The sequence below is a fragment of the Pseudoalteromonas atlantica genome (assembly GCF_043641955.1).
GTDB lineage: Bacteria > Pseudomonadota > Gammaproteobacteria > Enterobacterales > Alteromonadaceae > Pseudoalteromonas > Pseudoalteromonas atlantica_A.
The window spans coordinates 208,275-223,923 of the sequence record NZ_JBHZRV010000002.1 but is presented as its reverse complement, the minus strand read 5'-3'; the positions used below and the strand labels follow the sequence as shown (position 1 = coordinate 223,923).

At 38.3% G+C, this 15,649-nt stretch carries 10 protein-coding genes and 2 tRNA genes; all 12 read right to left on the bottom strand.

The genetic code is table 11. From position 1 onward, the window contains the following. Positions 1–2: 2 nt before the first annotated feature. The 12 genes from ACHUE3_RS04615 to ACHUE3_RS04560 all read right to left on the bottom strand — a co-directional run bounded on the left by ACHUE3_RS04615 (position 3) and on the right by ACHUE3_RS04560 (position 15,649). Complete coding sequence (locus tag ACHUE3_RS04615) at positions 3–671, bottom strand: coiled-coil domain-containing protein (protein ID WP_394190653.1); 669 nt, start codon at positions 669–671, stop codon at positions 3–5. Then, a complete protein-coding gene (locus tag ACHUE3_RS04610; protein WP_394190651.1) occupies positions 668–2,623 on the bottom strand; it encodes a dynamin family protein in 1,956 nt (651 codons plus the stop codon). Before ACHUE3_RS04610 ends, ACHUE3_RS04615 begins: the two co-directional genes overlap by 4 nt. Next, complete coding sequence (locus ACHUE3_RS04605; RefSeq protein ID WP_394190649.1) at positions 2,616–4,829, bottom strand: hypothetical protein; 2,214 nt, start codon at positions 4,827–4,829, stop codon at positions 2,616–2,618. The genes ACHUE3_RS04610 and ACHUE3_RS04605 overlap by 8 nt, the downstream gene beginning before the upstream one ends. A gap of 116 nt (positions 4,830–4,945) precedes the next feature. Beyond that, positions 4,946–5,617 carry a hypothetical protein gene (locus ACHUE3_RS04600; protein WP_394190647.1) on the bottom strand — a complete coding sequence of 224 codons (672 nt, stop codon included), beginning with the start codon at positions 5,615–5,617 and terminating at the stop codon, positions 4,946–4,948. Between the two features lie 119 nt (positions 5,618–5,736). Further along, the gene (locus tag ACHUE3_RS04595) at positions 5,737–6,873 is read right to left on the bottom strand and encodes a restriction endonuclease subunit S (RefSeq protein WP_394190645.1); all 1,137 of its coding nucleotides are present in this window, start codon (positions 6,871–6,873) and stop codon (positions 5,737–5,739) included. Continuing rightward, positions 6,870–8,450 carry a type I restriction-modification system subunit M gene (locus ACHUE3_RS04590; protein ID WP_394190643.1) on the bottom strand — a complete coding sequence of 527 codons (1,581 nt, stop codon included), beginning with the start codon at positions 8,448–8,450 and terminating at the stop codon, positions 6,870–6,872. The genes ACHUE3_RS04595 and ACHUE3_RS04590 overlap by 4 nt, the downstream gene beginning before the upstream one ends. Positions 8,451–8,602: 152 nt before the next feature. Then, positions 8,603–9,364, bottom strand: coding sequence for a virulence RhuM family protein (locus ACHUE3_RS04585; protein ID WP_394190641.1), 762 nt, complete (start codon positions 9,362–9,364; stop codon positions 8,603–8,605). Further along, on the bottom strand, positions 9,365–12,808 hold the full coding sequence (locus tag ACHUE3_RS04580; RefSeq protein WP_394190639.1) for a type I restriction endonuclease subunit R: 3,444 nt from the start codon (positions 12,806–12,808) through the stop codon (positions 9,365–9,367). A gap of 70 nt (positions 12,809–12,878) precedes the next feature. Then, complete coding sequence (gene csm6, locus ACHUE3_RS04575) at positions 12,879–14,015, bottom strand: CRISPR-associated ring nuclease Csm6 (protein ID WP_394190637.1); 1,137 nt, start codon at positions 14,013–14,015, stop codon at positions 12,879–12,881. Positions 14,016–14,169: 154 nt separating this feature from the next. Further along, positions 14,170–14,259 (bottom strand) — tRNA-Ser (locus tag ACHUE3_RS04570). A gap of 152 nt (positions 14,260–14,411) precedes the next feature. Next, positions 14,412–15,452, bottom strand: a complete 1,041-nt coding sequence (gene nadA, locus ACHUE3_RS04565) for a quinolinate synthase NadA (protein WP_394190635.1) — start codon at positions 15,450–15,452, stop codon at positions 14,412–14,414. A 121-nt stretch (positions 15,453–15,573) separates the two neighbouring features. After that, positions 15,574–15,649 (bottom strand) — tRNA-Lys (locus ACHUE3_RS04560).

The window sequence follows — 15,649 nt, the reverse complement described above, 5'->3', positions numbered from 1 at the left end:
TGTTAATTGCTAAGTGTTCGAAAACAATAATAAGAGGTAGCAATTAAAGCTGATACTAATAAAACGAGTGAAAATAAATTAATCTTTTTGTTAACTTTAAATATTAGGCCTTTAATTTCATCATTTTTGCTAGTCAATTCCAATATTGTTTTCTCTTGTTCTTCAATAATTTTAGCTATTTTATTATTAGTGCCTTCTAACCCATCTACTAATGCATCAATCTTAGAATCTAAACAACCATTCCTATCTAACAGTTCTTTATGACGCTCATCTATCTTGTTACCAAAAGAAGCCAACATATCTTTAACGGCATTACTTGAGCATATTGTTTCAGACACCGCACCTTCAATAGACTTATTAAAAACTAACTGCTGATGTTCGACTAAATCTTTATTGTCACTAATAATTTCTGCGCTATTTTTAGCTATATCGTTTAAAACACGCTCTTCTAAACGTGAAATTTTTTTTGTTAATTGTTTTAGTAACTCATCTTTATCTGTACTCACTAAATCCAGCTTTTCATTGGCCTCTTCTAGCGCATCCCCTAGAGATAAAAGATCATTTTTTAATTTTTCCAAATCATTGATAATAGGAGCTAGTGGTTGCTCAACGATTCTTCTCATTAAATCAGTTAATTGCTTTTCTTTATTAGTCTCACTATTTGTAATCATAATTTAATCTCTTTTTCCGTATCTAATAACTCTAACACTTTTCTTTGAGTACTTAATTCATAAAATGAAACCAACTGCATAAAAGCATCACATTCATCATCTTCACCTAAAAATGCATCAATTTTCTTTGTTATTGATGCATGATACTCTTGCTTCAATATATTAATAAAAGTTTCAAACTTTGTTATATCTTCCTTCATTAATTTTTCAGTATTTATAACTCTTACTTTCAACTTATTTAATAAAACTTTTTTCAAATGAGATTCTTTTTGTAGCTTTTTTTGTTCTTCTTTATTTATCAAGACACTCGTCTCAAGTTGGCTTTTTTCAATATTAAGTTCTCTATTCAATGTTTCAATTGCTTTAATCCAAGAGTTTCTCCACTGTGAAAGAGTAAACTCTTCTGATTTACTCCTAGCCGCTTCTATTTTATTTTTATCATGGTGGTAGTTTATACTTGATAGGTATTTTTTTATTAAGTATTTATCTAAATATTTTTCCACCTGACCAAAAATAGATCGAACCTCATTATTAATCACGTTAGGATTTGGCTCAATAAAAGTTTTCTCAACATCTCTCTTGTATGATTTATTATTAATAATTAAGGATTGGCTTAAATCAATTCTATTCAATTGAGATTTATAAATAACTATCAACCTTTTGAGAGAAGTAACATTTTCTTCCTCTGGATTTCTATCAATTTTAGAGCGACACTCACTTTTATTATCAGCTATCAAGTTATTAATACTGCTTTTTAAATTTTCACTTGTACCGTACTCAATTAACTTAATTTTTTTATTTAATTGTTCAAGCTCTCGTTCATTTAATTTTTTATAGATTTGAGCATCTTCATCAATAGCTTGAATCTCTCTGATGATTTTTTTTTCATCCTGTTTCAACCTCTCTAATTTCTTTTTATAAATATATTCGATTCTTACATGACTATCGAGCATATTACGAAGACGACTAAGAGGCGATACAGAAGCATGTATTTCAACAATTAATGTTGCTCGAAGACTATTTATTAATGGTTTTAATTTTCTGTAAAGTACAGGTTCCTGCTTTTCTAGATTCTGCCAGCTATTTCCAAATTCAAGAGGGAAAAATAGGTTCTGATTTTTACCTTCATTACTTAGCTCTCCAAAGCGCTGAATTTGCTCAATCAGTCTCGCTCTAATATCACTAATATTAACTTCTTCTTTCTTACGAATTAGGTCTCTTATTGATTGAGCTGAATAAGAAAATGTCGTTACTATACGAAAACGCCCCAGCATAGCTTGCCAATTTTCTAGCCCCGGAAGACTCATAGCCTCTGAGTTTAGAAAACTCAAATCATCTCCCCTTCCAACTAATAAAATTAAATCAGCAAAAGGGAGATAAGCTTTTGCCATAGCATATACATGCTTTTGCTCTGTAGCATTCGCAGGATTATCACCGGGTAAATCTAAAATACGTATATTAGCGCATTTTTTAGCCGCGATAGGAAAGAAACGTGTTGGTATATCTACAATACATGGAGAATTAAAAGACTGAGTTTCATTTTCCATACTCTCTCTTAAATCACTTAGAGCTATTATCATATCGGACTCAGCAGCAAAGAACTCTTTTTTAGAGTTTATTGTTAGAGCCCAATCTTCACCTGTAGAACGACAGTATTCCATAGTAGTTGCAGTGGCAGACTTCCCAGCCTCTCTTCCTCCCCTTAGTACTTGGGAAACATCACTTATTTTATCTGAATGAATACCGAGTAAATCAAGAAGAAGTGTCGTTTTTCCAACTTGAGTCTTGCCGAAAACAACTACAAAAGGATCTACCTGCTTTCCTTTCATCGATAAGGTTTTTTTTATATCGTGACTCATAGAGCTTATTAATCGCTCGTATGCATCAAACGCCCAGCCCAAATTTGATAGGTATAACTCAGACCAGTATTCAGTTAGCCAATCATTAATCATACTCAGCAGTTTGCCCAACTAATAATGGATTTAAACCGCTTGCTGAAGAATCAATTTCAGCTTTAAGATCATTTGATAAAACAATTACATCAGCTAAAGCCTTTGTTAATCTTTCCTTACGCATTAAGTGTTCATCTAAGTGATAGCGTTGTCGTAAAGTAAACTCTAATCTAGTTCTTGCTGAGCGCATTACTTCATCAAAACTGCTGCAAAAGTTTTCGTAGTGAGAATCGGAAATTGCATTAAGCAAAGAGTGTGCTTGAATACTTAACTCTTGCTCTTGTTTCCTAAGTCCTGATATAGCTTTGGTTGTTATATAGCAAGCAGCAACAACGGCAGTAACAGCAATGGCAGCAGGGTGAAGCATAACAGGGGGAACACTGCCGCCCTCTGTCTCACTGGTTGATTCTTCGCTTGTAGAATCATCATTCGAATTGGTTTCAGATTCTTTATCTTTACTATGACCAAAAAGTGTACCTAGTATGTCTGAATCACCATCACTAATCACGTCTACAGCTAATAAAGCAGCGACAGCTTTGAGAGCATTTCTACCTTCATTTGCGCCTTTACTAATTGCCTCCACACTCTGCTCTATTAACTCACCATTATCATTCATCTTTAATTTAAGTTCATCAGCTAACAATTTTGGCACAGAGTATGACAACCTTGTATATTCAAGGGAAATAATAGGTATCAACCTTACACTTTCAGCTAGTTTTTTACTTGTTTCGCTACTGGTATTAGCGTTATGGCTTAGTACTATTTTGATGTCGTTCTTTATTTCTTCACTTAATACTTTAAACTGAATTGGTTGACCTGATTTCCCAGCATAACCAAGTTCAATAAGTTTTTTAGTGTTCGGTAACTTAGGAGTTTCATTTTTACTTATCTCTATCTCAGAATTGTTTACTGCTCCTAATTTTTCTAAAGTCAAACCTTTTAATTTAGTAGCATAACCAGAAAAAAAGTTGTTTCCTTCTTGTTGCCAAGCTTCTTCAACAGTTTGCTGTGCTTTTGTCTTTATTTCAGTCGTGCTGTCAAACGCACTAGTAATCCAATTTTTCAAACCTTCATGATCTGAAGCTAATTTTTTGTCTAGGTTCTTAGTCGCATTTTTCAGGTTATCGTTTACATGTGTTCTTGCAATTTTTTTGTGCTCTTCTCTTAATGATGCAACCGCATCATCAAATTCACCTAGAAGCTCTTTACACATTAATGCACTCTCTGTTGCTTCAGAACTATTAAAGATAAGCCTAGCCTTAGATCTAATACTATTTAAAACTTTAGTTAAATCTCGGCCAATTAACTGTGCTAGATTATTAATTTGAAAAACACGATTCGATTGCCCTGTATAATTTAGTTCATCGATCATACTTCGTAATTTTGGCATCCACTCTTCACAGTAATCAGAATCATCCGTTCCAGTCAATATAATCTGCTTATCAATTCGGTTCTCATCTATTTTGAAAGTGTTCATCGCACTATTTTTTAATTGATTTTGGCGATCTAAGTCATTTTTGTATGACTCCGTTTTAGATATAACAACGCAAGGTTCGCAATGCTTTAAATCATTTGCAAGAATATCCTTTGTAATATCAAGCTGTTGTTGATTTGCCACTCTTGTTTCGTCTGTAACAACTATACAACCGCCTGCAGCTATCATTGCTTGACGCATTAACTCTTGCCAATCTTTATTATCGCGATCTTGTTTTTCATAGCCTGGTAAAAGTAGCCAAGACTGATTCTCCCTCTTAAAATAACGTTTTGGTACTTTTAAGACTGGGAGTAAATCTTCTGCTGAAGGGTCTGTTATAACTCGATTAAAATTTTCGACATCAATAGGTACATCTTTTACTATTAACTGATTTTCACTATGACCGCTTTTTAAACGCCTCACATAGCCCTTCGGTGCATTTACTTCATCAGTTTCTATAATCATAATTGGCAATTTTTCACCGCGCCCTTCATTCCCTTGCAACCAATCCCCACAGTCATAAATTTTAGACATTAAAGTTGTTTTACCAACCCCTTGCGAGCCACCGACTGCAATTATCCATTCATTACCTAATATTTCTGCTAAAAGTAAGCGTCGCATCACAGCTAATAATTTTTTATCTATTTCATCATTAGCTAGTACATTGCATGCACCACGTAATCTGCGTAAAGCACTATTAAGCTCTTTTAAAAAAACCTCTGGTGATTCCATGTCCACAATCCTCATTTTATAGATATGTATATGTTTTTAATCAAGTCATAACAACTTAAACTATACTGTTAAACCACGGTGTATTAACAACATAATTTCATCTGTCTAACTGTTTATCATTTTCTTCTTGGGTTGGTTAAAAATAAATTGGTGCCGTTGCTTTCATAGCGGTTATTCCAAACCAAATCAAAATAAATACGGTGGTTTAAACCTATTTTTGCCGCTTTATTTTTTAAAAATTTTTGTATATCAGCGTAGTGCTGGGCTGTTTTAATATCTTTATAAGTAAAACGGCGTTTAATGTCTAAAGCCATGGCTTCTTGGGCGGTGAATATAAATTCTGACTGAAATATTTGGCTATCAAGGGGTAAAAATAGCCATGGTGTGACGGTTTTTCTTGCTGGTGCAAAGTCTTCCCCCATTGCTACAAAGTGCTCGAATACAATATCAACGGGCTTTCGCGCTTTATTAAACGACTGCAACTGCGAAGGTTTAATGTTTTTACTCAGTTCAATTTTTAGCTCACTACATAACTCGTTTGCAAGTTTGTTTAACTCTATTTCAGAGGTGAGATTATTGAGTGCGTTTATTAAATAATCCTTTTTTTTAGTTAACACATCTCTAAAGGTATGTGATGCGCCTAAGCAAGTATTATTTTTACGATGAAAGCCACGGTAGGTATTCGAGCCTAAGCTTTTTAATACCAATTCCTCGTAGCCGAGTAATGGCGTGGGTGCTAAAAATACCGTATCACCCACTTCATTCATGCGTCTTATTTGTCCCTGCACTTTTATTTATCCTTCCGTGTTGAATAAGCGGCTTGTCTTAAAAGCGGGGTCTCAGTTATGTTTTTATTTAATTTACGTTGGGTCATGTAACATCCATGTTGTTATTTTTATAACTAGCGTTATAGTTCGCCCGCAAAGGCTTTTTGGCTTAGTGCATCGAATAAGTTATTAGATTCAACATAACTACTTTTTATACTTTTAGTACCCTGATGTGATTTTTGTACTACCGCAGTAAATTTTTCAATCTTGGTGTAATCAGGTAATGAAAATTTAAATGCTGCTAATTCTGTTCTATTAAGTTTTGGTATGTTAGCTCGCGCTGGCAATGAAGAAACGTAATTATCAAAGTAATCTGATAGAAGTAACATCCACATAAATTCACGTGTTACCTTTCCTTTAACAGGCTTAATCGGGTACATGTCCGCAGAACATAATGCTTTAAAATCAGGAACGGCAACCTTTCTTAAATAGGGACGAATCTTAGAGTAAAGTATATATTGGTTATCGAATAAGAATTTTTTGCTTATTAGTTGCTCTTCTCTGGCTGTTAATGCAGGTAATAATTTCCCTGTGTTTTTTTCAATACGATCTGGTCCTATATGTAATAAATCTAAATATTCTTCTTCTCGTGGATCTACCATCTTTGCGTCAAGAATTGATACATCGCCAAATGTTGTAACACTAGTACTTCGCTGCAAATCAGTTCCGAACATCTCTAGGAATACACTGCGTAGGAAGTCGTCGGCGAGTTGGATTGCTTGTTGGCGTTTGCGGCGGATAGCATCGGCTTTATCTAAAATCGCAGCAATGCGCTTTTGCTCGTCCAGTGGTGGGAGCAGCATGGGATAGCTTTTTAATGCATCCATATCAATACCACTTTGGCCAGCAGTTCTTTGCGATAAACCATCTATAAGTCTAAATAAAGTATCTTGTCTCAGAAAGTAAAACAGATAATCTCTATCGACGCTTTTACTTGGCTCCGCTTTCATTAAAGCAACATTATAGGCCCCCTCTAACCCTCGAAGTATTTGAAATACAGGAGGACCATAACGTCCTATCATAATATCTTTTTTAGAGCAGAACTTTTTGGTTGATGATTCTGGTATGAACGTTAAATTATTATCCGATTTATAATCTCTAATTTGCAATAAACGAATATAGCCTTCCATTGGCTCATATTTAAATGTTGATTTAGGGGGCTGTGATCCACCAATAAACTTAACTACATCACCTAGTTTTACAACAGACCAGCTCACAACATCCCCTCCAGCTCTTTCAAATCAGCGAGTATTTCGTTTTCCAAGCTCACTAGCTTACCTAAAACCTCTTTTGGCGGATCGTACGTTTCTTCTTCATACACCACTTCTTTGTAGCGGTTGATTGAAAGGTCGTATTTATTGCTGGCTATGTCTTCTTTACTGACCCAAAACGCCTTTTGGGTTTTGTCATTTTTATCACTTGTTGCCTGAGCTTTATCGCGGGCTTTAAATTCGCTGATTAGGCTTGGTAAGTCGTTAGCTTTTATTGGGGTGCGTTTGTCATCCAAGCTAAAACCATCGGCTTGTACGTCGTAAAACCATACGTGGTCTGTGCTGCCGCCTTTGGTAAATATAAGTATAGCTGTAGATACACCAGCGTAGGGTTTAAACACGCCACTTGGCAGTGAGATTACGGCTTCTAGCTGGTTGTTATCTACCAATAGTTGGCGCAGTTGTACGTGCGCTTTTGATGAGCCAAAGAGTACGCCGTCGGGCACAATAGTAGCCGACTGCCCGCCCACTTTTAGCATGCGCTCAATAAGGGCAACAAACAGCAGCTCGGTTTTTTTGGTTTTTACTTTGCGTAATAACTCAGGGCATACGTCTTCTTCGTCTAGGCTGCCTTTAAATGGCGGGTTGGCGAGTATTATGTCGTACCCTTCTTTTGCTTTTTGCGGGTAGTGCTCTTTAAAGTTTTGGCTTAAGGTATCTTGATAATGAATGCCCGGTTGTTTAATGCCGTGCATTACTAAGTTCATGGCGGCTACGCGCAGCATAGTGGCGTCAAAGTCAAAGCCGTTGAACATGTGAGCATCTATGTGGCTGCGCTGCTCTGGGGTTATTAAATCCCCTGAGTAGAGCAAATTTTCGAGCGGTTTACCGCTGTCGTCCAATTGAACGTTGCCATCTACATCAAGCACGGGTTCACGGTCGATGCCCTCGGCTGATGTGTATTTTTGTAATAGGTATTCGTAACTTACCGATAAAAAGCCACCGGTGCCGGTTGATGGGTCACAAATTTGGCTGGTAACATCTGGGTCCATCATTTCAACCATGGCGCGTATAATATGGCGCGGGGTTCTAAATTGGCCGTTAATGCCTGCGGTAGTAAGTTTACTAAGCAAGTATTCGTATAAATCACCTTTGGTATCGGCATTTTCAAGTGGTAAGTCGTTTACCATTTCAACGGCTTTTACCAATAAGCTTTGCTTTTGGATCATCAATTGCGCGTCTTTCATAAACTCGTTAAATACCACGCCTTCTGGCGATACGTCGTCTGATGTTTTTGAAAAGTACGGAAACAGCTCATCTTTAACCAGTTTGTATAACTCTTCGGCCCCTAAATGGCGCAGGTTTTGCCAACGAATGTGTTGCTCGTCGTCGTTAAAGCGGCGGTTAAACGGCTGCTTAGTACGTGCACTTCGTTTTTCGTCGGCTTGCTCGTTCATGTCGAGCATGCGGGCGTACATTAAAAAAGTAATTTGCTCTACTACGGTCAGCGGGTTAGTTATACCGCCTGTCCAAAATTCTTCCCATAGTTTGTCTATTTTACTTTTTAAAGGTCCGGTGATCATAGTATTCCTAGTCTGAGCGCTTTATAGCGCTCGTTGTATTGATTAAATTTTTTATCATGGTGTCGGATGGCGCTTTGGCTTATCCGACTACGTTTTATGCTATTTCAGTTTGGCTTAATAAATTTTCGATTAAGCGAATAATGGTGTCTTTTTCACAACAAAGTACAATAAATGCGCGCTTTACTTTCTATACTTGGGTAGGCAGGCTCACCAAATACACTTTGATCTAATGCGCCCCAAATGGCGCCTAGGCCGTTGTTACGTTCTTGTGCAAATAGCTTGGTGGCTTCACCTTTGTTTATAAGGTTTTGCTTAAGCTGTGAAATCGCGATTTTTGCATCATTAAGTGGTGTAAGTGCGCCGCCTAATTCCCCTTTTGATGAATTAAGCAGTCCTTCATCATACTGTTGTAGCCATAAGAAGGTTTGCGTGTAACTGGCAATTATATTTACAAGCCCTGCACCAAACTCACTGTTTTGTGGCAAAACAGCTATACGTTTAACGAGTTGTAATGCGTTATCTAACTCTGTTGCGTTTTGTGCTAGTCGCTCTTGGTTTAAGGTGTAGCCTTTTAATAAGTGCTGCTTTAACGTTTTAGTCGCCCATTGGCGAAAGCGCACCCCATTTTTAGATTTAACGCGATAACCCACAGAAATAATAACGTCGAGATTATAATGGCTTACAGTATAGCTTTTACCATCTGAGGCAGTTGTCCGGAAATTCCGGACAACTGCCTCTTCTATTAACTCTTCATCTTTAAAAATATTACGAATATGTTCAGACACTGTACGTTTGTTTTTATCAAACAATACTGCCATATCTGCTTGAGTAAGCCATACTGACTCGTTCTTTAATGAAACTGATAATTGTAAGGCACCATCATCAGATTGAAACACTTCTACATGATTAGCCATTTACAGCCGCACCTCTTTTTCAACAGATTGATTTTTATCGCCCAATTCTACATCAAACTGCTTAATAAATTGTTCGATTACGTCGGCTTGTTGCTGACTAAATATGCCGTCTAGCCCCATGTCGTGTATTTGGGTAAAAGGTGCATCGTAAAGCTGGGCTATTTCAATAGAGCCGTGGCGAATTAAATGGTTTTTTAGCATACCAATAAAGCGCTGTTGTTTAGAGTTTACGTGAGTATGTATTTGCTGAACAAAGGCAGTAAAGCCCTGCTCTATGACGTTTTTATCCATACCGACAATGGTACGCAATATTTTGTCGAGCGTGGCGGTTGATTCGGGAAAAAACTCTTTTAATGTATTTAAATCTACACTTGGGTTTTGCGTATGCACTAACGAGCTTAATTGCGCTAAGTCAGCTTCGGTTACTGGTTCGCCACTGCGAATTTTTTTCAGTACACTGTCGGTTTCAAATAACGGGGTAAGTGTTTTTTCAACCTCTTGGCGGTATATTTGATAATCAATAGAGACTATTTTTGTCAGCCTGTCGGTTTCGTGTATTTGGTTTGTGTCTTCTTTTATATCAAGTACAAAATCATTTGTCGGCGGCGTTACGCTTTTATTGCGTAAATGTATAATGCTGCGTAAATCAGTGCGACTTTGCTCAAGTGCTGCATGTGTTAGATATTGCCAATATTGCTCGGTTTGTATGTCTGCTATTGCAGGGGCCTTTGTGCGTACTTCGTTTAAGTGCATTTGTAGCGACTCAACTTTACTCATCACATTTTGTTTGGCTAGATCAATTTGATTTGCATCAGTTAATAACAGTGTTTGGATAATTGTTAGCTCAAAATCAAGTTTATACGCTTCACTTTGCCCCATTATGTTGCGCCATTGCATAAGTGGCGCGACTTTTTCGAGTAAGTCGCTGGCTGTATTAGGCGTAAATTGGTTAAGGCGCTTTAGATCTTTATAGGTTTCGACCACTTGCCAGTTGTCGCGCACAGAGATTGATTCCATCGGCAGTAAACAAATATCGTCGTGTATTAATTTAATTGTTTGATCAAACACATCCATATTGGCTTTTTTGAGGGCGGTTTGTGCAAGGTTTACGCGCGCTTCAAACAGTTTTTGTAGTAATGATTTAGCTTGTTTTACGTCTTCTTCTTCTGGGTTTTCGTCAAAGTATTCAAAGTTTGCCCAGTGGTCGAATATTAAAAAGTGAGTTTTGTGCTGCCCTGGGCCATATAGGTTTTCACATAACCGCGTGCCGCGGCCGATCATTTGCCAAAACTTTACTTTTGATTTTATGGGTTTTGCAAAAACGAGGTTTACGCACTCGGGTACATCTATGCCGGTGTCGAGCATATCGACCGATACCGCAATACGCATGCTGTTTTCGTCGCTTGATTTAAAGTCGTCTATTAGCTCTTCGGCGCGTTCATACTTTGAGTGAATAACGCGACAAAAATTAGCACCGTGCTGTGGGTAAAGCTCGCTAAACAGCTGCGCCATTAATTCGGCATGGGCTATGTTACGGGCAAATATAATTGTTTTACCGGGCAGTTGACCATCTTTATCACGCAGGCCTTTTTCCATTAAGTTACGCAGTATTAGCCTGTTGGTGTCTTTATTTTTAATGGTTTCGTCTATTTGTTTTGCGTCAAAGTCGAGCTCGTTAGGGTCAATGCCCTGCTCTTCTAATTGCGCTATTTGTTCATCGGTTAAGTTGTCTTTTTTAATGCCTTCGCGTAAAAACTGTGTGGTGTAACTTACAATTTTGTAGGGCACTAAGTTACCTTGTTCGATGGCGTCTTCAAGTGGGTAGTTTGCGGTGGGTAGTTTATAATCGCAACCAAACAAATCACACGTTGACCGCGATACCATTTCTACTGGCGTGGCGGTTAAGCCGACTTCTAGCGCGTCAAAGTATTTAAAAATATCACCATAAATATTGTAAATTGATCGGTGCGATTCATCGGCAACGATTAGGTCAAAATGGCCTACATCGTACTTGTTCATTATACGCAGCATACCTGGATACGTTGCGATAAATACGCGGGCACTGGCTGCAGTGTTTTTAGCGCTTTTGCCCACAATATGTACTGGCTCATTCGTAAATTCTGTAAAGGCGTTTCCTGCTTGTTTACGCAGCTCTTTTCTGTCACATAAAAACAGTACGCGCTTAGCCCAACCAGCATCAAGTAATCGTTTTGCAAGGGCAATAGATACACGCGTTTTACCCGTTCCTGTAGCTTGCACAATAAGCGCTTTACGGTGTTTATCGCTAAAGCGTTCACATACTCGGGTGATTGTTTCCATTTGATACAAACGCCCTGCCACAGTTGTATCAATCGGCGTTTTATTTAAATCTTTTTTAAGTGTGCGCTGCTTTATGAGGTATTGCAGTGAGTCTTTTGAGTAGTAACCGTATAAACCTCGGCTGTTATAGCCTTGTGCATCGTCGAGTATTTTAATATCCCAGCCGTTCGAGTAAAAAATAACGGGTCGCTGGCCATATTGTTTTTCAAGCGCGTTGGCGTAAAGCGTTGCTTGCTGGCGGCCTTTTTCGATATTTTCGCGTGAGCGCTTTGCTTCAATAACGGCTAGTGGCTTGCCGTCGTCATCCCATAAAACATAGTCGACATAGCCAATACCTGTTGGCGTTGGTTGCTCATCTACTTTTACCTCTTTACCAACCTCTTCTGTTGATTCGTCATCAAGTGCAACATGCCAGCGTGCATTGCGTAGGTCTAAATCAATGATTCGTTTGCGGGTTTCGTCTTCGTTAAAATTAAAGCTAGAGTTAACTATTTGCTCGTTACGGGTTTGCACCTGTTTAAGCTTTTCTTGATCAATCACTTGCTTTAATTTTGCAGCCTGTTGCTGGGCTTGTTTTTGCGCAAGCTCTGCGGCCTCTAGCTCTTCAAGTGCACGCTTTAGACGAGCTTGATTCTCAGCTAATTGCTTGGACAGTTGTTTGTTCTTTTTTGCAAACTGGGCATCAGTTTGATCACTAGGCTGTGTTTGCTCTGGCGCTTTAAATTCAGGGCACTCTTGTTGCGTGCCATCTGCGTAAGCCATATACAAATAAGAGGCAATAAAATAGCTTTCTTTTAATATCCATATAGCTTGTTGTTGGTCTACTTTGCCTTCGTGGGCTGCTTGATTACCACTTTTACGGATTGCGTGAAGTTTATCGGTGATTTCTCGCGGTACTGCACTGGTAAAGTCATCGGCGGTGAGTTTATCGAAAATGTTCGAGGTAGGTAAAACAGGTAATCGCAGCTCTTTATATAAAAAACCAACGACTTTCTCAGCAAAGCAGCGCAATTTAACCAATGAACTTTGTGGATCAGTAATCGCATACTCTTCTGCAAAAGCGGCTAATTGGTGTAGCTCTGGCCATTTTGTTTGAATGTGTTCAAAGTTCATTGATTGCTTCATACTTCGTTACTTCCTTATGTACTAATCTACCAAGCATTTTTATTTTTAGGCGTTTACAAGCTTGCGAAATTTAATCTATTAACTTTATTTTTATGTTGTGTGTTCTTGCACTCAATGAATAGTGAGTAGCCAACCCTTGTTTATTAGAGCGTATATCTATTTTGCTGGCAAGTTCATTTGGTAACGCTTTGTTTATTTTATTATTAATGCGGCTACGTGCTTGCTGAATAAAGGTTTTTTCCATACATTTTAATGTATGGTGCAAGCCATCTCGAAAGTCTTCGGGCTCGATGCTAAATGTGTCTCTAAACACACGTAAGTCTGCACTATGTTGCTGTAATAACGTTAAGTATTCTTTGCTGTAGCGCAAGGTTTCTTCGAATTTGCGGCCAACAGTTAATTGAGCTTGTTCACTTTGGCTGTATTGGTGTAACCATAAATAAAAAGCGCTCTCTTTTGCGGTTAGTTTTATTTCAACCCCCGCAAATGTGAGTGTTTTTGCTTTGGCATTTACTTCGAGGATTAAATCTTTTTTATGTGCTGAGTTTAAACTTGCAACCGTTTGGCTAAACGATGCGCTTTTCATGGCTGAAATTAGATTTTCATCAATTGATTGGCGCATTCGTACAAATGGTATTTCAGCAAGTGTGACTTGGGCATTTTTGCAATTTATTGTAGCTCCACTTTTCCCTTGAATAATGTGATCATAAGGTGTGGGATAGTAAAAGTCAGCAACAAACTCAAACTCGTCGTTCACAAATACATGGCTTAGCAAATCTTGCTCACGCCCTAGTAGCGACATAGCATAACCTAAATAAAACGCCATTGTTTTGCGGCCACCCGCAATAGAAGCATGAATACTAATATCGTTATTATTTGTAAGCTCAAACACTTTACGAGTGATAAAATCTGCCATATATGTTTGTTCAATTTCAGATTTTGCATCGTTAATAGGTTGGCAGTTATCATCTTCTATTAGCCATATATTCTCATCGGGGAGTTTAATATCAGGAAGTTGATAGTCCTCAATCAGTTTAGCTAAATGGCCTTGAACAAATAACCCATTAATTAACGTGTCTTTTGTACTTTTAGTTGTTATGACAAATACTTCATCTGGGAGCTGCTTGTTTTGTGCGTGAAGAGCGAAAAGGGTTTCGGTCAACACTTGTGGGCTTGCACCTGTGACTATAAGGAGAATATGCTTCATCAAGAATCCTTTTGTTGAATAGCCAGCATCATAGCCAAGTTTTAAACTGAATGGAACTTGTTTGAGTTCAATGGATTATATTGATGTTTTTGTAGAGGAAGATATTTAACCGAACACAAAAAAGGACGTCCTGAGACGTCCTGATATAGAATAATGGCGGTGAGGGAGGGATTCGAACCCTCGTTAGGGATTAACCTAAACACACTTTCCAGGCGTGCGCCTTCAGCCACTCAGCCACCTCACCACATGCGTTAATGTGTAACGCGATGCAATAGTATGAAATAGCGCACACTCGTGCAAGGTGTTTTTCAGCATTGTATTTCAATTGCTTAGTATATAAACAAAAAAGGCCGTTAATGTTTAAATTAACGGCCTTTTGTAATAACACTTACGATATTAACGCTGTAATGACGCTGAGAAATCAAGCATACGATTAAGCGACTTGAGTGCGCCTTCACGAAGACCCATATCAACGAACACTTCTTTACCATTTACATCTATTAAAGCTTCCTCAATGGCTTTGAGGCCGTTCATTGCCATCCACGGGCAATGCGCACAGCTTTTACAGGTTGCGCCTTCGCCTGCTGTTGGTGCTGCAACAAATTCTTTATCAGGGCATAGCTGCTGCATTTTATAAAAAATACCGCGATCTGTGGCAACAATAAACTTTTGGTTATCCATTGTTTGCGCTGCTTTTATCAACTGACTGGTTGACCCTACTGCATCAGCTAAAGCAACAATTTCAGCAGGTGACTCAGGGTGAACCAATACGCCTGCATCAGGATATAGTGCTTTCATGTCCTTCAGTGCTTTGGTTTTAAACTCGTCATGCACAATACAGGCGCCATCCCACATGATCATGTCTGCGCCAGTATTTTTTTGAATATAAGCGCCTAGGTGTTTATCCGGGCCCCAGATGATCTTTTCACCCATTTCATCTAGGTGCTCTACTATTTCAAGCGCGCATGATGACGTAACAATCCAATCAGCTCGTGCTTTAACGGCTGTTGAAGTATTTGCGTATACAACCACTTTACGATCAGGGTGCTGATCACAAAATGCTGAAAACTCATCAATTGGACAACCAATATCAAGCGAGCATGTTGCTTCAAGTGTTGGCATAACCACAGTTTTATTTGGCGTTAAAATTTTAGCTGTTTCGCCCATAAAGCGAACCCCAGCAACAATGATCATATCTGCATCATGCTTTGCGCCAAAACGAGCCATTTCTAGTGAATCAGCAACACAGCCACCGGTCTCTTCAGCAAGCGCTTGAATTTCAGGATCAGTATAATAATGGGCAACCAGTACCGCATTTTTATCAATTAATAGTTGTTTTATACGTACCTTATACTGCGCTTGCTCATCAATATTCAATGGAGCTGGCTTAGGAGGAAAAATATATCCTTCAGGCATAATAGTTTGAGCTAAACTCATTTCTCGACCACTTAAATTTACAGTGCAATTATGGGGTGAATTATACGAGAATCTAGTACTAAATAACAGTATTGGTGTGAACTCAGAGGGAATTAAATATAAAAATAAGGGATACCAAGAATGGTGGGTCATGATGGACTTGAACCATCGACCAATGGATTAAAAGTCCACTGCTCTACCAACTGAGCTAATGACCC

Bases quoted from the DNA above. Each gene is read 5' to 3' on its own strand.
- ACHUE3_RS04615 (WP_394190653.1), bottom strand. From the start codon at position 671: ATGATTACAAATAGTGAGACTAATAAAGAAAAGCAATTAACTGATTTA.
- ACHUE3_RS04610 (WP_394190651.1), bottom strand. From the start codon at position 2,623: ATGATTAATGATTGGCTAACTGAATACTGGTCTGAGTTATACCTATCA.
- ACHUE3_RS04605 (WP_394190649.1), bottom strand. From the start codon at position 4,829: ATGGAATCACCAGAGGTTTTTTTAAAAGAGCTTAATAGTGCTTTACGC.
- ACHUE3_RS04590 (WP_394190643.1), bottom strand. From the start codon at position 8,450: ATGATCACCGGACCTTTAAAAAGTAAAATAGACAAACTATGGGAAGAA.
- ACHUE3_RS04585 (WP_394190641.1), bottom strand. From the start codon at position 9,364: ATGGCTAATCATGTAGAAGTGTTTCAATCTGATGATGGTGCCTTACAA.
- ACHUE3_RS04580 (WP_394190639.1), bottom strand. From the start codon at position 12,808: ATGAAGCAATCAATGAACTTTGAACACATTCAAACAAAATGGCCAGAG.
- csm6 (WP_394190637.1), bottom strand. From the start codon at position 14,015: ATGAAGCATATTCTCCTTATAGTCACAGGTGCAAGCCCACAAGTGTTG.
- nadA (WP_394190635.1), bottom strand. From the start codon at position 15,452: ATGAGTTTAGCTCAAACTATTATGCCTGAAGGATATATTTTTCCTCCT.